Genomic DNA, 22,708 nt, shown 5'->3' with positions numbered 1-22,708 from the left:
TCACTGAAGGGTCAATGAAGCGTCAACGCCAGAATGCCAATGGCCAGTTTGCGCGGATCGAGTCCCATGCCCAGCGCTCTCGGGCTGACGGCATCGGCGTGCTGGAAACGAATCACCAGCACGCCTTCACGCTCAATGCGCTGCTGGACTTCCGCTGGCAGATCAACGCTGACAACGTTCGCTTCGGCCTTGAGCAAGCGGGTGGAGAGCACCGGCACATCGTTGACGCTAATCTCCAGCCCCTGTTCGGTATGCGACGGCGCAATCAAAGCGTTGGCTTCCAGCACAAATGATCTCACCGGGGCCTCGGGCCGCAGAATGATTTGCGATTCACTGCCCTCGGACCACGTACCCCACGGTTCGCTTTTCGACCATCCGCTGCCGAGGAAAAACGTCGCCAGGCTGGTAACGTTGAAGGTCACGCGCTCGTTCGACTTCATTGGCGAAATCAGCGTAAGGGGATCCGCGGCCACGATGGGCGGGCAATCGGCGCAACGCTTCCAGCCGGGCGCCAGCACGTTCAAACCGTCGATTCTGGCGAGTACGTCAGTCTCGCGATTGAGAGTCAGCGCGGCCGGCAGCACAGTGCGGCTATCGAGTACATACAACGTATCGGCGGCGTATTGACCAGAGCTGACCATCTGGTCGGCCACAGCCTGGGCCGCCTCGGTGGCCTTGGTACTCATGCGGCCGAGGTAGACCGCATTGGTCGGCATATGATGGCGTCCCGCATACTCGGCCAGCGTTCGCCACTGCTCCGGATAATTCTCCGGGCGCAGCCAGCGCACCGCCTGATAATGGTGGGCTGCCTGATCCCAGAACGGATCAACCAGTGGCGTCGGCCATTGTGGCGCCGGCGTGGCCATGAACAGGTTGCGCGACTCTCCCCAACCGGAACGCGTATCCGCCACTTGCAGCAACAGGGCAATGCTCAGCAGAATCCGTGCCGTGCGCGAAGTATGGCCGCGAATCACCACGTACAGAATGGCGAAAATCGCCATGTACATGACAGGCCAGATCATCCGCCCCGAACCGCGAAAAATCGTCGCCACCGCCACCACCGCATCCGGCAGCGGGATGTGCAACTCGAATGGGCCGACCCCGATGTTGTTGGAAAACGCAAACAGCGCCAGGCCGGCGAGCGCGAGCAACAGCAACGGGTAGCGACGTGGCTTGAGGTGAACATCCGTGCCGCGTTGCAGCCATGCCGCGAAGGCGCAGATGAACAGGAACACCACACCCAAACCAAGGAAAGCAAAACCGTCACCATCGCCCAACACACCGGGCATGTCGCGCAGGGCAAACGACCAGGTTCCCGGGTCGAAAAAGCTCAGCACATTGGCGCGGAACAGACCGTAGCCCATCAGTGCCAGACCGTCATCGCCGACGCTGAAGTAGCCCGCCTGCCAGCAACACAGACTCACCAGCAAAAACAGACCGATCAGTTCGGCCACAGCTTTGCGCGGCGCCAGATGTCGCCGCAGGGTGTGCGCTGCGAGATCGGCGAGCCAGATCAGCGCAATCATCGCCAGCAAATAGGCGTGAATCAGCGCGGCCGCCGCCAGCAACGTTCCCCAGGCCAGAGAGCGCTTGGGCGTGAAGGGCCGCAGCGCCAGGTACAGCGCGGCCAGCAACATGAAATGCCCGCCCAGGGACAGGTGCACGCTCATGCGGATCAGCATGGCCGGAACGAATAAAAACAGCCCGGTGCCGAGCAACCGCAGAACCGCGTCGCGGGTCACCAGGCCGAGCAGTTTCCAGGCAAACCAGCTCTGCAGAATGAAGCAGGTCAGCAACCACAGTCCGAAATACTGAAACGGCTCCGGCAACAGCGCCGAAAACGGCTTGAACAAAAAGGCGAACAGGGGATTGGAATCGGAAAAGATCAAGCCATTGCTCAATTCAAGTCCATAAGACGGATTGAGCCCCAGCGGAAAGCTCCATGGCGAGTGCCGGAAAAACACCCAACCCTGGTAATGGGTGGCCGGGTCGCCGTCGCCCAGCCAGGCAATGTTCATCGGGTTCAACGCCCGTGGGCCGACCACGATAAAAAAGGCCAGAATGCCTAGCAGCACAGGCAACAGCGCAGCCGCCCGAGAGGTTGAGCAAAGCTTCATCGATACGTCCAGAAATTATGCAAAACGAATGTGAACGCCGGCACCGTCATGGCCACGGCACCGATCCCGAGCAGATAATGCAACCCCGCCACTTGCGCCGCCCAGGCAACCAGCATCGCCAATAGAAAACCGCCCGCCGAGACCGACACAAAGCGCAGTAACGTGCGCCCGTGCAGGCGAGCTGAAAAGCTCCAGGTGGTATTGATCACATAAGACACAACGGTCGCCACGGCAAAGGCGAAACCATTGGCCAGCGGCGGTTCGGGCGCGATGAAGCGGATGAACATCACGGCCACCAGCGCATGCAGCGCAGTGACGAACAGCCCGGTCAGGGCAAAGCGCAGACCACGGCGAACCAACGCTGAACGATCACTGTCGATCACGGTTTCTGCGCCAGCACAAAGACGCTCAAACCGGCCAGCCGGTTGCTGCCCATCAACGGCAACTCCAGTCGGCAAAGAGTCTTGAGCACGCTGTTGACCCACGGGTGATGACGCTTGAGTTGCGACTGCGGCCGTGCGGTTTGCGAACCTTGAGGTATCAGGCGCAATGCCGCGGCGATAGGAAACACCGCACCGAAATAATAGGTGCCGCGCTGTACGGTCAAACCGGCATCGCCCGCCAGGGTTTCGAATTGCGCGAGGGTGTAGCGGCGCTTGTGCTCAAGAAAATCATCATGACCGCTCCAGAGAAACTGAAACGCCGGCACCGTCATCAGAAAACGACTGCCCGAAGGCACTTTATCGACATAGTTTTTGAGCAGGCCGAGGTCGTCGTCGACATGCTCGAGCACGTCCATCAGTAACACCAGATCGGCATCGATGCTGTCGATGCCGCGGCGGTAATGCACCGGTTTGCCCGCGGTGGTGGCGCTTGAATCGGCGGGGTAACTGATGTCGACGCACCACGCCTCATGCGCGTCGGTGTGGGTCAGCAGATGATGCGAGAAAAACCCCGAGCCGGCACCGACATCGAGTATTCGCCGGATCGGCATGTTACCCAGCAATCGCCGGGTCGCCGCCGCTTTGCAGCAGTAATACCAATGCTCATCGATGCTGTCGCCGAGGATGTCGGTTTCCTTGAGATCCATCTGTCAGTCCTTGGGGTCGTAAACGCGACGCACCAGAAAAACCGGCCGGCGTTTGGATTCGATATAGGTGCGGCCAAGGTATTCGCCGAGTACGCCAATGCCGATCAATTGCAGACCGCCAAGGAACGTGACTGCGACCATCAGCGAGGCATAACCAGGCAAGTCGACACCGTGGATCAGTGTGCGCAGGACAATGAACATGGCGAACGCAAACGACACCAGCGAAACCGTTGCCCCCAGGTAAGTCCAGACCCGCAGCGGCTCGGTGCTGAAACTGGTGATGCCTTCGAGGGCGAAGTTCCACAGCCGCCAGCCATTGAATTTGCTTTGCCCGGCCACGCGCTCGGGGCGCTCGTAGTCGACATGAGTGGTGCGGAAACCGACCCAGGCGAACAGACCTTTCATGAAGCGTCGCGACTCAGGCAGGGTCAGCAAGGCATCGACCACGCAGCGGTCCATCAGGCGGAAGTCGCCAACGTTCTCCGGCAACGGCTGTTCGGCGATGCGGTTGTGCAGGCGATAGAACCAGTGGGCCGAGGTCGATTTGGCCCACGTGTCGCTGCGGCGGCTGACACGATGCCCCAGCACCACTTCGTAACCTTCGCGCCAGCGCTCGATCATCTGCAAAATGACTTCCGGCGGGTCCTGCAGATCGGCGTCGATCGGTACCACGATCTGCCCGGTGGCCATTTGCAGACCGGCCGACAACGCCGCTTCCTTGCCGAAGTTGCGGCTTAGATCGACGATGCGCAGACGCGAGTCTTGCCGCTGCCGCTCAAGCAAGCGCTCAAGGGTGGTGTCGGTGCTGCCATCGTTGATGAAGACCAGTTCAAGATCGATCAGTGCCTGCGTCTGAAAGACGTCGTCGATGCGCGAAAGAAAGCTGTCGAGGCTGTCGGCCTCGTTGAAAACGGGGATCACCAGCGACAACGTCACCTGCCCGGCCTGTTGCGTTCCGTGCTCAGTCAAAGGAGTGCTCTTTTTATAGTTTGTCGGTCATCGAAAGTCTTTCGAGGCCATGAGCCGTGCCGTATTAAGCAGCAGCCGGCACGCACGTGCAAGCAGGACACGGCGTCATATCGGCCAATTCGCCGGGCAGTCGCGGCGCTCTGGCCAGCGTCTTTCAGAAACATCCGCGAACGATTGGAAACAAATCCCCGATAGCCAAAAAAAACCGCTGCGCTAGGCTTGCGTCGATGCGCCACACAGGTGGGCGCGCCTATCGATCGCAGGGAGCGAACCGTATGTATTTCGAAATCTACCGACAAACCCGAGGCACCCCCAGCACTGGCAAAGGCCAATGGCGCTGGCGCCTGCGTGCGCGCAACCACGAGACGGTGGCCAGTGGCGAATCGTATGTGAACAAGGCTGATTGCCTGCACGTGATCAACCTGATCAAAGCCGTACAGGGCGAGACGCCGATCAAAGAGATCTGAACGAAACCACAGTCATCAAAGGTGCATGTGCTGCATTTGTTGCTTCCATGCACCCCGGCGCCTCTAGCAGCGGGCGCAGAGATGCGTCGACAGTGGAGCGAACCGGGAAAGCATCAGAGCTGTAACAGAACTACGCCGACCAATATGGCAATCACTGCCGATATCGCCATCACTTGAGTAGACGTCAACGCCAGCGCCGCGTCCCTGGAGCGGCCGACGAAGCGGCCGCGAATCTGATGCCGATCCGGCTGCACTTCGAACAGGTTGTCCGGGTGCTCGTTGTCTTCAGGCTCGTTGGTCTGCTGACCGGACCATGCACTTCGCGCCATCAAACGGTCGAGCAGACCGGGCATGACCGACTGCCCAATAATCGCTTTGATCGTCGACCACCCTAGCCACAACTCTCGCGGAGGATGCTTTACCACACTGAAAATCGCCCGTGCCGCTACGTCGGGGTCGTGAATCGGTGGCACCGGTTGGGGACGCTTGGGCAATTTGTTGCGCGCCCAGTCGAACTGCGGGGTATTGATCGCGGGCAATTGCACCATGCACACGCGAATATGGCTGCGCTCATGCAGCAACTCACAGCGCAACGAATCGGTAAAACCGCGCACGGCAAATTTTGCCCCGCAGTAAGCGGCCTGCAACGGAATGGCCCGATAGGCCAGCGCCGAGCCGACCTGAATGATCAATCCTTTGTTACGCGGACGCATCAACGACAGCGCCGCCAAGGTGCCATGAACCGTGCCGAGATAGGTCACCTGAGTGACGCGCTCGATCTCGGCGGCAGACAATTGTTCTATCGGCGAAAGCACCGTGACCATCGCCGCGTTAACCCAGACCGCCAGCGGCCCGAGCGCGGTTTCCAGTTGCTGCGCGGCCTCTTGCACGGCGAGCGCATCGGCGACGTCGACGCTGACGGTTTCAACCTGAACGCCATACGCTTGCAGCTCCTCTTGCGTGGCGGCCAGTCCCGCCGGATCACGCGCCAACAGTCCGATGTGGTAGCCGCCAGCGGCAAACCGATGAGCCACCGCGCGCCCGACGCCAGCACTGGCGCCGCTAATCACCACCAAAGATTGCTCCTGCATGAACCGTCCTCGTTGACGCTCAGTCGATCGGCCCGTTATTGATCATCAAGTCATCGCTCACTGCCAATATCTCCTCGGGGATCGGGTCCCTCACTGGTTGTTCAATGCAGTCTTTAGGATGGACGCCGAACGTGCGCCGTCAGTTCGTTTTTTCAGCCGAGCATCAAGCGCAGCTTGCGCAAAAGGTCCACCGGCGCGTAGGGCTTGGCGATCAATTCGAACTCATTGTCAGCCAGCTCATTGGGCGTCGACTCGTCCGCGCAGTACCCGGTCGTCAGCAGGATCTTCATGGCCGGATAGCGTTGGCTGATTTCCCGCGCCAGTGCCAGCCCGTTCATGTCGCCCGGCATGACCAGATCGGTGAATACCAGGTCGTATTCGCTACTCTGCAGCACGGCCAGTGCCTCGCTCGCATCTGCAGCGAGGTCGGTGTGGTAACCCTGTTCGGACAATACAAAGCGCGCCAGTTCAGCGACTTCGGCGCGATCCTCGACGATCAGGATGCGCTCCGTGCCCTTGAGATTTTCTGCGGTTTCAGCGGAGCCAGATGCCGATAGCTGACTGTCATCCGCCGGGAAGAACAGGCGCACCGTGGTGCCGAGTCCCGGCGTCGATTCGATTTTGACCACACCGCCGGATTGCTTGACGAAGCCGTAAACCATCGACAAACCGAGGCCGGCACCGTTGCCTTCCTCTTTGGTGGTGAAAAACGGCTCCATCACTTTGTCGAGATCGTCAGCGGCAATGCCCACGCCGTTATCGGCAACCGCGATGCAGACGTAACGCCCCGCCGCCAGTCCGCCCTGGTGCGGATCGGTCGCGTCCGGGACCACGACGTTGCGGGTCAGCACGGTAATCGCTGGCTGTTGCCGGTCAACCAGCGCATCGCAGGCGTTGGAGAGCAAATGGTTCAGCGCCATCTCCGCCTGCGCCGGGTCGAGCCGGCAGTTCCACAAGTCCTCGGCCAGTTCGAATTGCGGTTCCAGATCGGCGGATTCATGCGTCGGCAGCGTAGAGCGCTCAAGCAAGGCATTGAGATTGATCACCCGGCCTTCGAGCCGTTGTCGGCGGGAGAATGCCAGCAGATGCTGGGTCAGCAAACGTGCTTTTTCCGCCGCCGCGCGAGCGTGGCCGGCGCCGACCACGATGCGTTGCGGATCGATGCTCGGCCGCTTGGCGGTGTGCTGGATCAGCTCGATGTAGCCGATCATCACTTGCAACAGATTGTTGAAATCGTGGGCAATGCCTCCGGTCAACTGCCCGAGTGCTTCCATGTTTTCGCTGTATCGCAAACCGTCCTCGGCGTCACGGCGGCGGCTGACGTCCATTTGCGAAGCGAAGAAATACACCAGTTGTCCGCGCTCGTTGAATAGCGGCGCGATGAACAGCTCGTTCCAGAACGACGAGCCGTCCTTGCGATAGTTGAGCACCTCCACGCAGGTTTCGTGGTGATGTTTCAGCGCTTGCTTGACCCGTTGCAACACCGCACGATCAGTCTGCTCGCCTTGCAGAAACCTGCAGTTGCGCCCGAGCACTTCTTCCAGCTCGTAGCCGCTGAGTTCAAGAAACGCATTGTTGGCAAAAATGATGGGATCGTCGGGCTGCGCTGGATCGGTGACAATCATGGCCATGCGGCTGACCTGCACCGCCGCGAAAAACACATCTTTGCGTTCTTGCGAAAGGGTCGCCGCATCGGCGCGGTCGACGATCGGCCTGGATTTTCTGGGCAAGTTGACCTCCGCTAAGTGACTCCGTTTCGCTGTGACCATCATCAGCGAGCGAAGTGCCGAGGCCAGCCGCCGACAGCGCGGGTGTCCGATGAATTGTCGCAGTCCATCGATGGATCCGAATCGCCTCGCTGATTGTCGAAAGCTCACCGAGAACTGCACGCAATATCTGAAATCCGATCCGCCAGGGAGAACCACCGTGGATTTGTTGTTTCTGGGCACGTCTGCCGGCGTGCCGACCCGCCAGCGCAACGTCAGCGCGACGGCACTGATCGCGTCTGCCGGCAAGGGCTGGTACCTGATCGATTGTGGTGAAGGCACTCAGCATCAGGTGCTGCGCACGCCGCTGTCGCTGAGCGAGTTGCGGGCGATTTTCATCACTCATGTGCACGCCGATCACTGCCTGGGCTTGCCGGGTCTGCTGGCGAGCACCGGCATGTCCGGACGCACGCGATCACTGGACATTATCCTGCCAACATCGCTGCATCCATGGCTGAAAATGAGTCTGGAGGTGACGCAATCGTATCTGCCGTTCGAGATCAACCTGCACGCTGTGGAAACGCTCACGGAGTGGCGCAACGTTAACGTTCAGGTGCAGACCGTCGAACTGTCGCATCGGGTGCCGTGTCACGGTTATGTGTTCACCGAGTCCGACCCGGAACCGCGTCTGGACGTGCAGCGCCTGGATGCCGAGGGTATCGAACGCGGCCCGCTCTGGGGTCAGTTGGCCCACGGTCAGGACGTGGAGGTTGACGGGCGGATGCTGCACGCTCGCGACTATCTGCTGAGTTCACGACCTGATCGACGCATCATTGTCTGCGGCGATAACGATCGGCCGGCACTGCTGGCCGAAGTGGCGCAATCGGCGGATGTGCTCGTGCATGAAGCGACATTCGTGCAGGCAGCAATCGACCGCGCTCGTGCCAGTTACGGCCACAGCAGCGCCGCCGCTGTCGCTGGATTTGCCGAATCAGCCGGGGTGCGCAATCTGGTGTTGACGCATTTCAGCGCGCGCTATCAGGCCAATCCGGCGGTGAGCCCGTCGATCGAGGATGTGCGCAACGAAGCGGCAGCGCTGTATCACGGCCAACTGATTCTGGCGCGGGATCTGCAGCGCTATCACCTCGACCGTTTGGGGCATTTGCAGCCCGTAGCGATCGAGCGCAAATCTTTGCAAGTCACCAAGATTTCACAGTGATTAACCGGGGCGCGCCGCCTGATGTCAAGCGCGCGCCCCATCAAGCGCTCATAGACGATCTTCGCCCGTGCTTCAGCTGCGATGTTGGAGCGCATGTCGGCGGTAGGCTCACCGACGGTGTCGATATACGCCGCCGTCCATGGCACGCCGGCCGAGACTAACGCAGCAAATGCACCACCAACCCAACCAACGCACAGCCCAGCAACACCTGAATCACTCCGCGCTTGAAGCGAAACAGCGCAATGGCCGCCGCAAGCGCAATCAACGCCGACGTCCAGTCCAGGCTGCCGCTGAAACCCTGCGGCCAGAGCACGTGATAGCCGAAGAAACACGCCAGATTGAGAATCACGCCGACCACCGCGGCGGTGATGGCGGTCAGCGGCGCGGTGAATTTGAGTTCGTCATGCGTCGACTCCACCAGCGGGCCGCCGGCGAGGATGAACAGGAATGAGGGCAGAAAGGTAAACCACGTCACCAGCGCGGCGGCGACCGCTCCGGCGAGGAACACCTGATCGGCGCCGAACACCTGCGTCACATAAGCGCCGACAAAACCGACAAACGCCACCACCATGATCAGCGGCCCCGGTGTGGTTTCGCCTAGCGCCAGGCCGTCGATCATCTGCGTCGGGGTCAGCCAGCCGTAGTGACCGACCGCACCTTGATAGACGTAGGGCAACACTGCGTAAGCTCCACCGAAGGTGAGCAGCGCTGCCTTGGTGAAGAACCAGCTCATCTGCGTCAGCGTGCCCTGCCAGCCAAACAGCGCGGTCAACACGCCCATCGGCAATGCCCACAGCGCGGCGCCAATCACGGCGAGCATGGCCAGTCTCGTCCAGCTGAAACGGGCATGGGCCGGTGTTGGCGTGTCGTCGTCGATCAACGCCGGACCGAAAGACTTCTTCGCCGCACTATGCCCGCCGGCTCTGAACCTCTCAGGCGCCAAGCGTCCGCCGCAATAGCCGATTACCGCCGCACCCAAAACGATCAGCGGAAACGGCACATTGAACGCAAAGATCGCCGTAAACGACGCCGCCGCAATCGCCCACAGCCAATTGTTCTTCAGCGCCCGCGAACCGATCCGATGGGCCGCCTGCACGACGATGGCCGTCACCGCAGGCTTGATCCCGTAAAACAGCCCGGCCACTACCGGCACCTCACCGAAGGCGATATAGAGCCACGACAGGAAAATCAGGATGAACAGCGAAGGCAACACGAACAACGCCCCGGCCACAATCCCGCCCCAGCTTCGATGCATCAGCCAGCCAATGTAGGTCGCCAATTGCTGCGCCTCCGGCCCGGGCAGCAACATGCAATAGTTCAAGGCATGCAGAAAACGCCGCTCGGAAATCCAGCGCCGGCGCTCGACCAACTCCTGGTGCATGATCGAAATCTGCCCGGCCGGCCCGCCGAAACTGATAAAGCCCAGCTTCAACCAGAACCAGAACGCCTCACGCAGACTCACGCTCTGCGGCTTCACCTCGTCATCACCCGCCAACGGCTGAACTTCACTCATCGAGCTGTTCCTTTTATGCAGTCGGCAGGTTGTACCCGAAAAGCATTGCGAACAAAACGCCAGAAACGAAAAAGCCCCCGTAATCAGCAATGATTACGGGGGCTTCGTCTTGTTCAATAATGGCGGAGAGATAGGGATTCGAACCCTAGGTACCGGTGAAGGTACAACGGATTTCGAATCCGTCCCATTCGGCCACTCTGGCATCTCTCCAACGGCGCGCATCATAACAACACTTTCGTCGGTTGCGAACCCCCCAAACGAAATTTTTTCCGTGCTATCAGATGCTTGCGTCGATTAAAGCGGTACGCCCAGACGAGCGGCGACTTCTTCGTAGGCTTCGATGACGTCACCGAGGCCCTGGCGGAAGCGGTCCTTGTCCATCTTCTTCTTGGTGTCCTTGTCCCACAGACGGCAGCCGTCCGGGCTGAACTCGTCGCCGAGGACTATGGAGCCGTCGCTGAACACGCCGAATTCAAGCTTGAAGTCGACCAGCAGCAGGCCGGCGTCGTCGAACAGTTTGCTCAGGACTTCGTTGACCTTGAGCGACAGTTCCTTCATGCGCACCAGTTGCTCGGCGGTGCCCCAGCCGAATGCAACAACGTGGGATTCGTTGATGAACGGGTCGCCCTTGGCGTCGTCCTTCAAGAACAGTTCGAAGGTGTACGGGTTGAGCTTCATGCCCTCCTCGACACCCAGACGCTTGACCAGGCTGCCGGCGGCGTAGTTACGCACGACGCATTCCACCGGGATCATGTCGAGCTTCTTCACCAGGCACTCGTTGTCGCCCAGCAGTTTGTCGAATTGGGTCGGCACGCCGGCCGCTTCGAGTTTCTGCATGATGAAGGCGTTGAACTTGTTGTTCACCATACCTTTGCGATCGAGCTGTTCGATGCGCTTGCCGTCGAACGCCGAAGTGTCGTTGCGAAACAGCAGGATCAAGCGGTCAGCGTCGTCGGTCTTGTAAACCGATTTGGCTTTGCCGCGGTAGAGTTCTTCACGTTTTTCCATGATGGGCTCCGCTTGCTAAGTAGGTGGGCTAGGCGATGTGGCGCCAGTCGAGCCCTGAATCTTGATCGGCCAGTTGCAGCCAGTCCGGGTCGCACCCGAGGGTGTCGACAAAACATTGCCGGGCCAGCTGCGGCAGGTTGTTCTTGCTGCTCAGATGGGCCAGGACCAGGTGTTGCAAGCCCTGCCAGCCCAACTCGGCCACCAGGAATGCCGCCTGATGGTTGTTCAGATGTCCGCGTTCGCCGCCCACCCGCTGCTTGAGAAAGTACGGGTAGTGACCACGAGCCAGCATGTCGCGGCAATGGTTGGACTCGATCATCAATGCATCGAGGTCCCGATAGCCATCCAGCACCCGCTCGCAGAACGATCCCAGGTCGGTCAGCAGGCCGAAGCGCCGCTGTTCCTGATCGCTGAAGACGTACTGGGTCGGCTCCTGCGCGTCATGGGCCACGGCAATGACCCCGACGTTCAGTGCGCCGATCTGCAGTTGCTCGCCGCCGGCGAGAAAGCCTGCCGGTTCCAGCGGTTTGCGCATCCCGCGCAGTGTGCCGCGACTGAGGTAGACCGGCAGATTGTAGCGCCGAGACAGCAAACCCACGCCATGCACGTGGTCGGCATGTTCGTGGGTCACGAGTATCGCGCTCAGTTGCGCCGGGTGCACACCCAGGCGCAACAGACGTCTTTCGGTTTCCCGCAGGGAAAAACCACAATCCACCAGCACGTACGTATCAGCACTGGCGATCAGCGTGCCGTTCCCTTGGCTACCGCTGCCGAGAACGGCAAAACGCATATCGGATCAGCCCAGGTTGTCCTGAATCACGCTCAACACTTTACGCGCGACATCGGCCGGCGCGACGGTGTTGATGTTCTTTTCGACGGTGACCTGGATGTTCTCGCCCACCTTGCTCAGGCGAACCTGATAACGCTCGGCGCGGGCTTCGACTTCTTCCTTGCTCGGCGCACTGCCGAACAGGCTGCTGAAGAAGCCAGGCTTGTCGTCTTTCTTCTCGGCTTTTTCGGCCAGGTTGATGTAGTAAAGGCCCAGGCTGCGGTTGATGTCTTCAACGCGCCATTCGCCCTGTTCCAGCGCACGGCCGACGCTCGACCAGGCGCGGTCCAGATCGGTACCGACGTTCAACACCGGGTTGCCGCTGCCGTCTTCGTTCAGGCTGACACGGCTCGGCGCGTCGAAATCACGCGAGGCCAGCATCGACACCGAGCCGCCCTTCTCGGAGGTGCGACTCATGCTCGCGAGCATGTCGTCGACCAGCGCAGCGTCCAGGCCAGTGTTGACCGAACGGTTGGTGAAGGCCACGTCGGCCGTGCTGCCGGCAGGACGCTCGGCGCTGACTACGTAGATTTCACTGGTGTTGCGCTGCACGCCCGGCTCGATACGTACGCGCACACGGGTTTCGCTGTCGCTGGCGATACCGGCCGCACTCAGGCGCTTGGCCATCGAAGCGGACAGCTCGTCGGAGTGCTGCCAGGTAGTGGTGAACTCGCCGGTCTGCGGACGCTGTTCATCCAGACGGAAACCGTTGTCCTGGAAGAACTGCAGCGCCACTGGCCAGACTTCGGCCGGTGGATGCTGGGCTACGACCCAACGCGAATCACCGCTCTTCTGCAGCGAGTAATCAGTGGCATCGGCAACCGCCGACAGCGGCTGAGGACGCGGCACGACGTATTCGCCCGTCGCGGTGTCATCGGCCACGTTGCGCGGGATCGGCAACAGCGGATCGAGGCGCTTGGCAGTGCTCACATCCGGTGGCAATTGCATCGGTGCAGTCTGTTGCGCTTGCAGGTAATCGCTTCCACGGTCGCGGAAATAACCTTCCGGCCCCCAGACCCATCCGCAGCCACTGGTGCTGGAGATAATCAAGGCAAGTGCGGAAAGTCCGGCCATTCGCTTCATGCGTTGTACTTCCTCAATTAAACCAGGACGTTGCACTGGCGCAGGGCCGAGCGCAGCGTTTCATGACAAGGGGTGCTCAGCCAGGTCAGTGGCAGGCGGATGCCTTCGTGCATCAGGCCCATTTCGACCAAAGCCCACTTCACCGGAATCGGGTTGGCTTCGATGAACAGGTCCTTGTGCAGCGGCATCAGTTTTTCGTTGATTGCGCGTGCGGTATCGGCGTCGCCCTTCAGCGCGGCCTCGCACAGGTCAGCCATTTCGCGCGGGGCGACGTTGGCGGTGACCGAGATGTTGCCTTTGCCGCCCAGCAGGATCAGCTCAACAGCGGTCGGATCATCGCCGGACAGCACGATGAAATCCTTGCTCACGCCATCGATGATCGCTTTGGCGCGTTTGAGGTCGCCGGTGGCTTCCTTGATGCCGATGATGTTCGGCACGGTGGACAGGCGAATCACCGTCTCGGCCTGCATGTCGCAGGAGGTGCGGCCGGGAACGTTGTAGAGAATCTGCGGAATGTCGACCGCTTCAGCGATGTGCTTGAAGTGCTGGTACAGGCCTTCCTGGGTCGGCTTGTTGTAATAAGGAACCACCAGCAGGCAGGCATCGGCGCCGGCAGCCTTGGCGTTGCGGGTCAGCTCGACGGCTTCGCGGGTCGAATTTGCGCCGGTGCCGGCGATGACCGGAATGCGCCCGGCAACCTGTTTGACCACGGCTTTGATGACGGCGATGTGCTCTTCTACATCAAGGGTGGCCGACTCGCCGGTAGTACCGACGGCGACGATGGCATGGGTGCCGTTCTTGAGGTGGAAGTCCACGAGTTTGCTGAGGCTGTCCCAGTCAAGACGCCCTTGTGCATCCATGGGAGTGACCAGTGCCACCATACTGCCCGCAATCATGAAACCGCTCCTGCCGGAAAAAGAGAGCGGTAATGGTACTGGCGCCAAGATGCTTGCACAAGCGAAGTACTGCGCCGCTGCCATTCCCCTTGGCGCCGCTTTTCGCTACCCTTCAGACTTTGATCGGTACAGATCAGCTTGTACGCCGGGTTTCAGCCTCCCCTTTCGGCCTCCCAGGCCCCGTTCCTGCGTCGCATCGACGCGCTCCCGCACAGTGGAGCGAGCCGCGAACGCTGGCCGGGGCTCTTTATACGGACCGCCAGAACAGGCACGCCCGGCCACCAATGCCCGTCAACCTACCGACCGCTCATCGCTTTAGGAATGCTGCATGTCCACCCCCACAGTTCGCGAACAATTCCTTGTCATCAGTGCCCTCGGCGCCAACCCCATGGAGCTGACCAACGTCCTGTGCCGCGCCAGCCATGAAAACCGCTGCGCTGTCGTCACCTCTCGCCTGACCCGCCACGGCGAGTGCAGCGCTCTGGTGCTGGAAGTTTCCGGTAGCTGGGACGCCCTCGCGCGCCTCGAAGGCAGCCTGCCATTGCTGGCCAAGCGTCACGCTTTCACCGTCAACGTGGTGCGCAGCGCCGCTCTGGAAAATCGTCCGCAAGCGCTGCCTTACGTGGCTTACGTCAGCTCGGCGTATCGCCCGGACATCATCAATGAGCTGTGCCAGTTCTTCATGGACCATAACGTCGAACTGGAAAACCTCACCTGCGACACTTACCAGGCTCCGCAGACCGGCGGCACCATGCTCAACGCCACGTTCACCGTGACCCTGCCGGCCAACACCCAGATCAGCTGGCTGCGCGATCAGTTCCTCGATTTCGCCGACGCGATGAACCTGGATGCCCTGATCGAGCCTTGGCGCCCACAAAACCCAATGTAAGGAAGCTTTCATGGCCGTTGTCATCGACCAACCGGTTGCGGATTTCACCGCGCCTGCGACCAGCGGGCAGACCGTCAGCCTGTCCGAACTCAAGGGCAAGCAAGTGGTGATCTACTTCTACCCAAAGGACAGCACCCCGGGCTGCACCACTCAAGGCCAGGGCTTTCGCGATCAATATGCGGCATTCAAGGCTGCCAACACCGAAGTCTTCGGCATTTCCCGCGACAGCTTGAAGTCGCACGAAAACTTCAAAGGCAAACAGGAATTTCCATTCGAGCTGATCAGCGATAAGGACGAGGCGGTTTGCCAGCTGTTCGACGTGATCAAGCTGAAAAAGCTGTATGGCAAGGAATACCTGGGCGTTGATCGCAGCACTTTCCTGATTGATAAGGACGGTGTGCTGCGTCAGGAATGGCGTGGCGTGAAAGTGCCGGGGCATGTTGATGCCGTGCTGGCGGCGGCTGAGGCTCTGAATAAAGCCTGATGTTTTTGCTGCGTCGTCACCGACGCCATCGCTGGCAAGCCAGCTCCCACAGGGTTCAGCACATACAAAACCTGTGGGAGCTGGCTTGCCAGCGATGAGGCCAAAAGCCTCACCCCGATTTAAAGCAACGGCGCCACCACCGGCTCCTTGCGCGGCCACGCATCGAGCACAGCCTTGAACAGCGTCGCCAGCGGGATCGCAAAGAACACACCCCAGAATCCCCACAATCCGCCAAACAACAACACCGCGCAGATGATCGCCACCGGATGCAGGTTCACTGCTTCCGAAAACAGCAACGGCACCAGCACGTTGCCGTCCAGCGTCTGAATGATTCCGTAGACCGCCATCAGGTAGATGAACTGATCGCTCCAGCCCCACTGGAACAGCGCAATCAGCAGCACCGGCACGGTCACCACTACCGCACCGACATACGGCACCACCACCGACAAACCTACCAGCAACGCCAACAACGCCGCGTAGTTCAGGCCCAGCGCGATGAAGGCGATGTAGGTCACGCCGCCGCAGATCACGATCTCGATACCTTTGCCCCGAATGTAATTGGCGATCTGCCGGTTCATTTCCTGGGCGACACGGGTGATCAGGGCGCGCTCGCGAGGCAGATAGCCGCGCACCCACTCACCGATCATCGCCCGATCCTTGAGGAAAAAGAACACCAGAATCGGCACCAGCACAAGGTAGATCATGATGTTCACCAGCAGCGGCAAACTCGACAACGAGAAAGTCAGTGCCCACTGACCGAACTTGCCAATCTCGCCCCGCGCCGCCTCGATGGCTTGCAAGACTTGCTCGTCGGACACCAGATGCGGATAGCGCTCGGGCAATAGAAGCAGCAGCGATTGCCACTTGGCGAGCATGCCCGGCAACTCGTTGAACAGCGTGATCAATTGATGCCATAGCAGCGGCAGGACCACGACGATGAACAGCATCAGCGCGCCCATGAACAGCGCAAACACCAGCCCCACCGCCACGCCGCCCGGCACGCGCAGCCGCTCGAGCGTCACCACCAGGCCCTGCATCAGATACGCCAGCACCATGCCCGCCAAGACCGGCGCAAGCATGCCGCCGAGGGTGAGCACGGCGGTGAAGGCGAGAAACAGCAGCACTGCCAGCACCACGGCTTCTTCATCGGAGAAGTAGCGCTGAATCCAGTCGCGTAACACTTTGAACATCAATAATCCCTTCGATTGTTAACGCGCTCGCGTCAGGCTTTTTTCAACCAGTAACGGTAGACGCCAGCCTCGTCTTCTTCGCGCAACAGCGCATGACCGGCCAATTTGGCAAAGGTGCGGAAGTCGCGTTGCGAGCCGGCATCGGTAGCGATGACCTTGAGTACAGCGCCGCTTTGCAGTTTATTGAGCTCCATTTTTGCCTTTAGCAACGGCAACGGACAGTTCAGGCCACTGGCGTCCAGTTCCACGTCGTGGGCTACAGCGTCAGTCATTGCGTCACTCCGGTTCGGGTTGTCGAGCTGCCTAGAATATCTGGTCGCGGCTTCGGTGTCCGGCTACAGTAAGGTCTTTGTCCTCCAAGGCTTTGTGCATGACTTTTCTGCGCCCTACCCTGCTGACGCTCGCTTGCCTGCTCGCCTCACCAGGCTTTGCCGACGATCTGCCGTCACTCGGCGACGCCAGCTCTGCCATTGTCTCGCCGCAACAGGAATACCAGCTCGGCCGTGCCTGGCTGGCCATGCTGCGCAGTCAGGTTTCCCAGCTCAACGATCCGCAACTCAAGGATTACGTCGAATCCAGCGTCTATAAACTGGTGGAGACCAGCCAGGTCTCCGACCGACGTCTGGAATTCATCCTGATCAACAGCCCGCAGCTCAACGCCTTCGCTGCACCGGGCGGCGTAGTCGGGGTCAACGGCGGCCTGTTCCTCAATGCGCAAACCGAAGGTGAATACGCCTCGGTGCTCGCCCACGAATTGGCGCACTTGTCGCAACGTCACTTTGCTCGCGGGGTGGAAGCCTCACAAAGAATGCAGGTGCCGATGATGGCCGCGTTGCTGGCCGGCATTGTCATTGCGGCGGCCGGCGGCGGTGATGCCGGCATCGCCACCATCGCTGGCACCCAGGCTGCGGCGTTGCAGGAGCAACGGCGCTTCTCGCGACAAAACGAACAGGAGGCGGATCGCATCGGCATCCTCAACCTGGAAAAGGCCGGTTACGATCCGCGGTCGATGCCGACCATGTTCGAACGCCTGATGCGCCAGTACCGCTTTGACGCCAAACCGCCAGAATTCCTCCTGACCCACCCGGTTACCGAATCGCGTATCGCCGACACCCGCAACCGCGCCGAGCAGGCGAAACCGGGCGGCATCGAAGACAGCATGCGCTACCAGTTGATTCGCGCGCGGGTGCAGTTGATCTACGAGGAAACCCCGGGGCTGGGCGCCAAGCGTTTCCGCGCCCTGCTCGATGAGAACCCGAAAAACGATGTCGCGCGTTACGGCCTCGCCATCGCCCAGATCAAGGGCGGCCAGCTCAACGAAGCCCGCGAGAACCTCAAGCAATTGTTGGCCAAGTCGCCGAACGAGATCATCTACAACCTCGCGCAGGTCGATCTGGACATCACCAACAATCGCCTGCCCGATGCGCAGTCACGGGTCGACCGCATGCTCACGCAGTTCCCGGGCAACTATCCGCTGAATCAGGTGCGTGTCGATCTGCTGTTGAAACAGAATCGCGCCGCCGATGCCGAGAAGGCGCTGGACAGCCTGCTCAAGTCCCGCCCGGATGATCCGGACGTCTGGTATCAGGTTGCTGAAACCCGTGGCTTGTCGGGCAACATCATCGGCCTGCATCAGGCGCGAGCCGAGTATTTTGCGCTGGTCGGCGATTACCGCCAGGCCATTCAGCAGTTGGACTTCGCCAAGCGCAAGGCTGGCAACAACTTCCCGCTGTCCTCACGCATCGATGCCCGCCAGCGTGAGCTGATGGAACAGGAGCGTATGGTCAAGGACATGATGGGCTGAGTCTTTCCAAGCAAGACAAAAACTTCAGACACAAAAAAACCGCCTCTTTCGAGGCGGTTTCTTTTTTACCTTGTTGCTGGCTTATTCAGCCAGTTTAAAGGTGATGAAGCTGGCACGGCCCTGACGCAGCACGCGCATCGACACCGAACGGTTCTTCGGCAATGCCTTGGCAATGTCGGTGAACTCCTTGGCCGAGCCGATGGCCTGGTTGTTCAGATGAGTAATCACATCACCCGGCTGCAGACCGATCAGGGCCGCAGGACCGTCCTGCACTTCCTTGATCACCACACCACCTTTGAGGTCGTAGGCTTTCTTCTGCTCGGCGGTCAATTCGCCGACCGCAACACCCAAGCGGTTGCTGCTGCTTTCCGCGCCGGATTTCGGCAGTGCGTCCAGCTCTTTATCCTCGTCCGGGATTGCGCCGACAGTCAGCTCGACGTTCTTGCGCTTGCCTTCTCGAATCACTTCCAGATTAGCTTTGGCGCCAGCCTTCAGCGCGCCGACCAGATGCGGCAGATCGGCAGACATGACGATCGGCTGACCGTTCATGCTCAGGATCACGTCGCCAACCTGCAGGCCGCCCTTGGCCGCAGGGCCGTCATCCTGGATCTGCGCTACCAGCGCGCCAGCTGGCTTGTCCAGACCAAATGACTCGGCGAGGTCCTTGTTCACTTCCTGAATGACCACGCCCAGCCAGCCGCGGCTGACTTTGCCACCGCTTTTGAGCTGATTGGAAACGTCCATAGCCACGTCGATCGGGATGGCAAACGAAACGCCCATGAAGCCACCGGAGCGGGTGTAGATCTGCGAGTTGATGCCGACCACTTCACCGTTCAGGTTGAACAGCGGGCCACCGGAGTTGCCCGGGTTGATCGGCACGTCGGTCTGAATGAACGGCACATAGTTTTCGTTTGGCAGGCTACGACCGACGGCGCTGACGATGCCTTGGGTCACGGTGTGGTCAAAGCCGAATGGCGAACCGATCGCGACGACCCACTGGCCAGCCTTCAGATCCTGGGATTTGCCGAGCTTGAGCACCGGCAGATCCTTGCCTTCGATTTTCAGCAACGCCACGTCGGAACGTGGATCGGTGCCGACCAGCTTGGCTTTCATCTCACTGCGGTCAGCCAGACGGACGAGGATTTCGTCAGCATCGGCGATCACGTGGTTGTTGGTGAGGATGTAGCCGTCCGGCGAAATGATGAACCCCGAACCCAGCGATTGCGCTTCACGCTGACGCCCGTCGCCACGCGGCGAGCGCTGCTGAGGCGGCATGCCGCGCTCAAAGAATTCGCGCAGCATCGGTGGCAGACCTTCCAGATCCGGCATCTGCTGATTCACGCGACGGTCCGGCAGTTTCTGCGTGGTACTGATATTCACTACCGCTGGCGACGCTTGTTCGACCAACTGGGTGAAATCAGGCAGATCGGCCGCTTGCGCAGCAGGGACCGCCTGACCGAGCAACAGCACGGTGGCGAAGATGGAAAGATAAGATTTCAAACTAGGTATCGACATACAGCTCCCGTTACGACGAGCAGGGTTAAGCGATATGGAGCAAAGGAACACCGGAAACCACAGACCGGTATTTTTGTTCCGGGAACAACAAACAAGGCCAGAGCCGTGAGGCTCTGACCTATAAAAAATTTTCAGGGGTTTTGCAAATGAAAATGCTCAGCAAACATTTCGACGTCTCGACGACGAGGTGGAAATGACTGAAATCAGCTCACTGCTTGCTGGTCGCAGCGCCATCGTTGTTACGCATCGATAGAGCAATTCGTTCGGCGGTGCCAATCGGGATTTCGCCAACCACCGTGACCATCATTTCACCTTGCGGTGTAGTCAAACGACGGGATACCGCGACGGTAGGGCCCAACTGGGTACGAGTATCGGTGACGGTTGCACCGTTCAACGGCTCAAGGAACACGGAGAAACGCGCCAGGCCATCGTCATACATCAGGCTGCTGACCTGGGTCTTGGTCTGCGCATCCTTGTGCGAACTGCTGCTGGTCAGCTCGAAGCCTGGCGGCAGCCAGTCCGAGCGCCAGTTTTGCACGGTCTTCGCCGCAGAAGCCTTGTCGCTTGCGATGTTGATCGGCTTGCAATCGGCGTCTGCCAGCAAATCCTTGTCCGACGGGATTTCATCGGTGTCGAGGCTGGTGAACTGAAAGCGCTCGAGCAATTGCCCTTTATCGTTCAACAGCAACGACTTGAGCGGCAGGCCGGTTTTCTTGTCCAGATGCAGCTCGAAACCGTATCGGTGCTGATCACGAGGGGTCAGCGACACGATCACTGCATCACGACCGGCCACGCGCGACTTGCCAATGACAGCAAGGTCATACCAATTCTTCAGCTTTTTGGGGTCCAGCGCACGGGCGGCAGCGTTGGGCGAGTCACCCAATCCCGCAATCAGGGTGCCGCTGACGCATTGAGTTCGTCCATCAATGCGCACGACTTCCTGAGCCGAACCGTCGAGCTGCAATAACCGCTCGCGGACCTGGCCATTCTGGACACGGTGCCAGATGTTGTGCGTGGAAAAACTGCCGTTGCGCTCGTAAACGAAAGTACCGTGAAAGCTTTGCTGCTGCTCGGCCTGGCCCAGACGGGTCAACCAGTCCTGGGCCTCGTCAGCGTGGGCTGGAACGATGAACCAGCCACTGAGCAGAAGCGAAAGTAGAGGGATGGCGCGCATGATCCTCCTTAACGGTTTTCCAGGCTTGCGGCACGTGCGTATGGCAGCGCGCTTTCAGTTCCTTTGAGTGCAGCCTGCTGAGCGTGCTGACGCAGATAGCCTGGCAGACGCTGATCATGCCAGCCTGGCTGTCCTTGCAGAACGCCGTTAGCCATAGGACCAGTCGCTTCCGAGCTTTCGCTGTAACCAGCCAGAACTGCCGGACCTTTGACCTGTGGAGTGGCCAGAGTAGGCTGATTCGACTGCTGGGCCAGTTCAACACCAGCGATTTCGTCCTGGTTGTACAGGCGAACACCGGCCAGAACGGCCACGGTTACCGAAGCGGCAACAGCGAGGCGACCCAGGTTGCGCCATGGGCTGCGGGATACTTTGGCCGGAGCCGTTTCGTCTTCCAGCGCAGCGGACACTGCCGCAGCGATATCCAGACGCGGAAGCAGCAGATCCTTGTGCATGGCTGCCCGAGCGATCTGGTAACGAGCCCAGGTCTCACGGGTATCAACATCATCCAGTGCGCTAAGCACTCGACGCAATTCCAGTTCGTCCGCTTCGTTATCCATCACTGCGGACAGCGATTCCTGCAGGGCTTCACGACTCATGGCGTTCCTCTCTTGGCTGTCGCCGCTGTCTCAGTTTTCCTGCAACAACGGTTGCAGGGCTTTGTCGATGGCCTCCCGAGCGCGGAAAATCCGGGAGCGCACGGTACCCACCGGACACTGCATGACGCTCGCAATGTCCTCGTAACTCAGACCATCGAATTCACGTAAAGTTAAAGCCGTACGCAAATCCTCTGGCAGTTGCTGGATGGTCCGATGGACGGTGCCTTCGATCTCATCCCGCAGCAATGCACGCTCTGGTGATTCGAGATCCTTGAGGCCGTGATCGCCATCGTAGAACTCTGCATCCTCCGAACTTACATCGCTATCCGGCGGCCGACGGCCGCGGGAAACCAGGTAGTTCTTTGCCGTGTTAATGGCAATACGGTACAGCCACGTATAAAACGCACTGTCACCGCGGAAATTTCCAAGTGCCCGATACGCCTTGATAAAGGCTTCCTGAGCAACGTCCTGGGCTTCATGGGTGTCGTGCACAAAACGCACGATCAACCCGAGAATTTTGTGCTGATATTTCAGCACCAGCAGATCGAAAGCTCGCTTGTCGCCACGCTGTACGCGTTCGACCAGCTGCTGATCCTCTTCCTGGGTTAGCATGAACACTCCTCGATAAGCCCGGAGGAGACTTGCATTACTAAACGACCAGACTTGCAAACATAGACTCGGGCTTTTCGCAAAAGTTCTCCCCCTCCAAGCAAGTTTCCTGCGGGCTCTGATTTGGCACGCACGAAAAACGCAGCGCGGGATAAACCGGCTGCGCGAATAATCTTGTTATCGGTTTCGCCGGCAGGAATCCAAACGCAGATTCCGCACTGAAGCCGACACTGTCCCTGGTTTCTGGCACCGTCTATTGATCTTGGGCCTTTGGCAAAAGTTCCAATTATTTATAGCCGTACCCACCTGACATTGCGCAACCCTGCTCGGAAAAGACTGTTTCAGCGCCGATACAGGTGTCATTTTTCAAAACCGATGAAAAAAACTTCCGACGAAGCACAGCGCTTTTTACTGCGCAGTAGTCTCACAATGCCATCTGGGCCTGGCTATTGTGCCGCC

The 22,708-nt window shown here is 59.8% G+C and carries 22 protein-coding genes, 1 tRNA gene and 1 pseudogene; 5 read left to right on the top strand and 19 right to left on the bottom strand.

Going from position 1 to position 22,708, the window contains the following annotated elements:
- Nucleotides 1-11: 11 nt before the first annotated feature.
- Genes AB4N41_RS15560 through AB4N41_RS15545 form a run of 4 tightly spaced genes read right to left on the bottom strand, consistent with a single transcriptional unit; the run spans nt 12 to nt 4,176 of the window.
- The gene (locus AB4N41_RS15560; protein ID WP_252877649.1) at nt 12-2,117 is read right to left on the bottom strand and encodes a DUF6311 domain-containing protein; all 2,106 of its coding nucleotides are present in this window, start codon (nt 2,115-2,117) and stop codon (nt 12-14) included.
- Nucleotides 2,114-2,500: a GtrA family protein gene (locus AB4N41_RS15555; protein ID WP_252877648.1), complete on the bottom strand. Its 387-nt coding sequence runs from the start codon at nt 2,498-2,500 to the stop codon at nt 2,114-2,116. The genes AB4N41_RS15560 and AB4N41_RS15555 overlap by 4 nt, the downstream gene beginning before the upstream one ends.
- The gene (locus AB4N41_RS15550; RefSeq protein WP_252877647.1) at nt 2,497-3,207 is read right to left on the bottom strand and encodes a class I SAM-dependent methyltransferase; all 711 of its coding nucleotides are present in this window, start codon (nt 3,205-3,207) and stop codon (nt 2,497-2,499) included. Before AB4N41_RS15550 ends, AB4N41_RS15555 begins: the two co-directional genes overlap by 4 nt.
- 3 nt (nt 3,208-3,210) lie before the next feature.
- On the bottom strand, nt 3,211-4,176 hold the full coding sequence (locus AB4N41_RS15545; RefSeq protein ID WP_150636528.1) for a glycosyltransferase family 2 protein: 966 nt from the start codon (nt 4,174-4,176) through the stop codon (nt 3,211-3,213).
- A gap of 275 nt (nt 4,177-4,451) precedes the next feature.
- Here AB4N41_RS15545 and AB4N41_RS15540 point away from each other — a divergent pair, with 275 nt between their 5' ends.
- The gene (locus tag AB4N41_RS15540) at nt 4,452-4,643 is read left to right on the top strand and encodes a YegP family protein (protein WP_016771242.1); all 192 of its coding nucleotides are present in this window, start codon (nt 4,452-4,454) and stop codon (nt 4,641-4,643) included.
- Nucleotides 4,644-4,756: 113 nt separating this feature from the next.
- On the opposite strand, the gene AB4N41_RS15535 is transcribed toward AB4N41_RS15540, so the two are convergent.
- Both AB4N41_RS15535 and AB4N41_RS15530 read right to left on the bottom strand, forming a co-directional pair.
- Complete coding sequence (locus AB4N41_RS15535) at nt 4,757-5,734, bottom strand: SDR family oxidoreductase (protein ID WP_252877646.1); 978 nt, start codon at nt 5,732-5,734, stop codon at nt 4,757-4,759.
- Nucleotides 5,735-5,886: 152 nt separating this feature from the next.
- The gene (locus AB4N41_RS15530; RefSeq protein ID WP_252877645.1) at nt 5,887-7,464 is read right to left on the bottom strand and encodes a histidine kinase famiy protein; all 1,578 of its coding nucleotides are present in this window, start codon (nt 7,462-7,464) and stop codon (nt 5,887-5,889) included.
- A 196-nt stretch (nt 7,465-7,660) separates the two neighbouring features.
- On the opposite strand from AB4N41_RS15530, the gene AB4N41_RS15525 reads away from it, so the two are divergent.
- Nucleotides 7,661-8,659 carry a ribonuclease Z gene (locus AB4N41_RS15525; protein ID WP_252877644.1) on the top strand — a complete coding sequence of 333 codons (999 nt, stop codon included), beginning with the start codon at nt 7,661-7,663 and terminating at the stop codon, nt 8,657-8,659.
- Between the two features lie 38 nt (nt 8,660-8,697).
- Here AB4N41_RS15525 and AB4N41_RS15520 read toward each other — a convergent pair.
- The 7 genes and pseudogenes from AB4N41_RS15520 to dapA all read right to left on the bottom strand — a co-directional run.
- Nucleotides 8,698-8,817: pseudogene (locus tag AB4N41_RS15520) on the bottom strand (manganese catalase family protein); the annotation flags it as partial.
- Nucleotides 8,817-10,172, bottom strand: a complete 1,356-nt coding sequence (gene chrA / locus AB4N41_RS15515) for a chromate efflux transporter (RefSeq protein WP_252877643.1) — start codon at nt 10,170-10,172, stop codon at nt 8,817-8,819. The gene chrA and the pseudogene AB4N41_RS15520, both read right to left, overlap by 1 nt.
- Nucleotides 10,173-10,292: 120 nt before the next feature.
- Nucleotides 10,293-10,382 (bottom strand) — tRNA-Ser (locus AB4N41_RS15510).
- An 84-nt stretch (nt 10,383-10,466) separates the two neighbouring features.
- Nucleotides 10,467-11,180 carry a phosphoribosylaminoimidazolesuccinocarboxamide synthase gene (gene purC / locus AB4N41_RS15505; RefSeq protein ID WP_150636519.1) on the bottom strand — a complete coding sequence of 238 codons (714 nt, stop codon included), beginning with the start codon at nt 11,178-11,180 and terminating at the stop codon, nt 10,467-10,469.
- A gap of 28 nt (nt 11,181-11,208) precedes the next feature.
- Entirely contained in the window at nt 11,209-11,970 is a 762-nt protein-coding gene (locus AB4N41_RS15500) for an MBL fold metallo-hydrolase (protein WP_024012002.1), read from the bottom strand.
- Between the two features lie 6 nt (nt 11,971-11,976).
- On the bottom strand, nt 11,977-13,092 hold the full coding sequence (bamC, locus tag AB4N41_RS15495) for an outer membrane protein assembly factor BamC (RefSeq protein ID WP_016771264.1): 1,116 nt from the start codon (nt 13,090-13,092) through the stop codon (nt 11,977-11,979).
- A gap of 17 nt (nt 13,093-13,109) precedes the next feature.
- Nucleotides 13,110-13,988, bottom strand: a complete 879-nt coding sequence (dapA, locus tag AB4N41_RS15490; RefSeq protein WP_016771265.1) for a 4-hydroxy-tetrahydrodipicolinate synthase — start codon at nt 13,986-13,988, stop codon at nt 13,110-13,112.
- 328 nt (nt 13,989-14,316) lie between these two features.
- On the opposite strand from dapA, the gene AB4N41_RS15485 reads away from it, so the two are divergent.
- Both AB4N41_RS15485 and AB4N41_RS15480 read left to right on the top strand, forming a co-directional pair.
- Nucleotides 14,317-14,877, top strand: a complete 561-nt coding sequence (locus tag AB4N41_RS15485; RefSeq protein ID WP_024012001.1) for a glycine cleavage system transcriptional repressor — start codon at nt 14,317-14,319, stop codon at nt 14,875-14,877.
- A 10-nt stretch (nt 14,878-14,887) separates the two neighbouring features.
- Nucleotides 14,888-15,361, top strand: coding sequence for a peroxiredoxin (locus AB4N41_RS15480; protein WP_041478861.1), 474 nt, complete (start codon nt 14,888-14,890; stop codon nt 15,359-15,361).
- A gap of 119 nt (nt 15,362-15,480) precedes the next feature.
- Here AB4N41_RS15480 and AB4N41_RS15475 read toward each other — a convergent pair whose 3' ends face one another.
- Entirely contained in the window at nt 15,481-16,551 is a 1,071-nt protein-coding gene (locus AB4N41_RS15475) for an AI-2E family transporter (RefSeq protein WP_016771268.1), read from the bottom strand.
- A 32-nt stretch (nt 16,552-16,583) separates the two neighbouring features.
- Entirely contained in the window at nt 16,584-16,823 is a 240-nt protein-coding gene (locus AB4N41_RS15470; RefSeq protein ID WP_016771269.1) for a sulfurtransferase TusA family protein, read from the bottom strand.
- 98 nt (nt 16,824-16,921) lie between these two features.
- Between AB4N41_RS15470 and AB4N41_RS15465 the strand changes: the two genes are divergently transcribed.
- On the top strand, nt 16,922-18,355 hold the full coding sequence (locus tag AB4N41_RS15465) for a M48 family metalloprotease (RefSeq protein ID WP_024011999.1): 1,434 nt from the start codon (nt 16,922-16,924) through the stop codon (nt 18,353-18,355).
- An 81-nt stretch (nt 18,356-18,436) separates the two neighbouring features.
- On the opposite strand, the gene AB4N41_RS15460 is transcribed toward AB4N41_RS15465, so the two are convergent.
- From AB4N41_RS15460 to rpoE, 4 genes are all read right to left on the bottom strand, one after another.
- On the bottom strand, nt 18,437-19,870 hold the full coding sequence (locus AB4N41_RS15460) for a DegQ family serine endoprotease (RefSeq protein ID WP_150742398.1): 1,434 nt from the start codon (nt 19,868-19,870) through the stop codon (nt 18,437-18,439).
- A 208-nt stretch (nt 19,871-20,078) separates the two neighbouring features.
- A complete protein-coding gene (locus tag AB4N41_RS15455; protein WP_122691665.1) occupies nt 20,079-21,044 on the bottom strand; it encodes a MucB/RseB C-terminal domain-containing protein in 966 nt (321 codons plus the stop codon).
- Nucleotides 21,045-21,052: 8 nt separating this feature from the next.
- The gene (locus AB4N41_RS15450; protein ID WP_008077804.1) at nt 21,053-21,640 is read right to left on the bottom strand and encodes a sigma-E factor negative regulatory protein; all 588 of its coding nucleotides are present in this window, start codon (nt 21,638-21,640) and stop codon (nt 21,053-21,055) included.
- A 30-nt stretch (nt 21,641-21,670) separates the two neighbouring features.
- Nucleotides 21,671-22,252 (bottom strand): RNA polymerase sigma factor RpoE, encoded by a 582-nt coding sequence (gene rpoE, locus AB4N41_RS15445; protein WP_003172477.1) that lies wholly within the window; start codon nt 22,250-22,252, stop codon nt 21,671-21,673.
- Nucleotides 22,253-22,708: the final 456 nt, after the last annotated feature.

The sequence above is a fragment of the Pseudomonas sp. S2_A10 genome, assembly GCF_054668465.1.
Note: the sequence above shows the minus strand (reverse complement) of the source record. Positions and strands in the feature narration are given on the sequence as shown.

Coding starts and splice junctions, on each gene's coding strand:
- AB4N41_RS15535 (WP_252877646.1), bottom strand. CDS start 5,734: ATGCAGGAGCAATCTTTGGTGGTGATTAGCGGCGCCAGTGCTGGCGTC.
- purC (WP_150636519.1), bottom strand. CDS start 11,180: ATGGAAAAACGTGAAGAACTCTACCGCGGCAAAGCCAAATCGGTTTAC.
- AB4N41_RS15485 (WP_024012001.1), top strand. CDS start 14,317: ATGTCCACCCCCACAGTTCGCGAACAATTCCTTGTCATCAGTGCCCTC.
- bamC (WP_016771264.1), bottom strand. CDS start 13,092: ATGAAGCGAATGGCCGGACTTTCCGCACTTGCCTTGATTATCTCCAGC.
- AB4N41_RS15450 (WP_008077804.1), bottom strand. CDS start 21,640: ATGAGTCGTGAAGCCCTGCAGGAATCGCTGTCCGCAGTGATGGATAAC.
- AB4N41_RS15475 (WP_016771268.1), bottom strand. CDS start 16,551: ATGTTCAAAGTGTTACGCGACTGGATTCAGCGCTACTTCTCCGATGAA.
- dapA (WP_016771265.1), bottom strand. CDS start 13,988: ATGATTGCGGGCAGTATGGTGGCACTGGTCACTCCCATGGATGCACAA.
- AB4N41_RS15500 (WP_024012002.1), bottom strand. CDS start 11,970: ATGCGTTTTGCCGTTCTCGGCAGCGGTAGCCAAGGGAACGGCACGCTG.
- AB4N41_RS15470 (WP_016771269.1), bottom strand. CDS start 16,823: ATGACTGACGCTGTAGCCCACGACGTGGAACTGGACGCCAGTGGCCTG.
- rpoE (WP_003172477.1), bottom strand. CDS start 22,252: ATGCTAACCCAGGAAGAGGATCAGCAGCTGGTCGAACGCGTACAGCGT.
- AB4N41_RS15455 (WP_122691665.1), bottom strand. CDS start 21,044: ATGCGCGCCATCCCTCTACTTTCGCTTCTGCTCAGTGGCTGGTTCATC.
- AB4N41_RS15465 (WP_024011999.1), top strand. CDS start 16,922: ATGACTTTTCTGCGCCCTACCCTGCTGACGCTCGCTTGCCTGCTCGCC.
- chrA (WP_252877643.1), bottom strand. CDS start 10,172: ATGAGTGAAGTTCAGCCGTTGGCGGGTGATGACGAGGTGAAGCCGCAG.
- AB4N41_RS15540 (WP_016771242.1), top strand. CDS start 4,452: ATGTATTTCGAAATCTACCGACAAACCCGAGGCACCCCCAGCACTGGC.
- AB4N41_RS15560 (WP_252877649.1), bottom strand. CDS start 2,117: ATGAAGCTTTGCTCAACCTCTCGGGCGGCTGCGCTGTTGCCTGTGCTG.
- AB4N41_RS15460 (WP_150742398.1), bottom strand. CDS start 19,870: ATGTCGATACCTAGTTTGAAATCTTATCTTTCCATCTTCGCCACCGTG.
- AB4N41_RS15480 (WP_041478861.1), top strand. CDS start 14,888: ATGGCCGTTGTCATCGACCAACCGGTTGCGGATTTCACCGCGCCTGCG.
- AB4N41_RS15550 (WP_252877647.1), bottom strand. CDS start 3,207: ATGGATCTCAAGGAAACCGACATCCTCGGCGACAGCATCGATGAGCAT.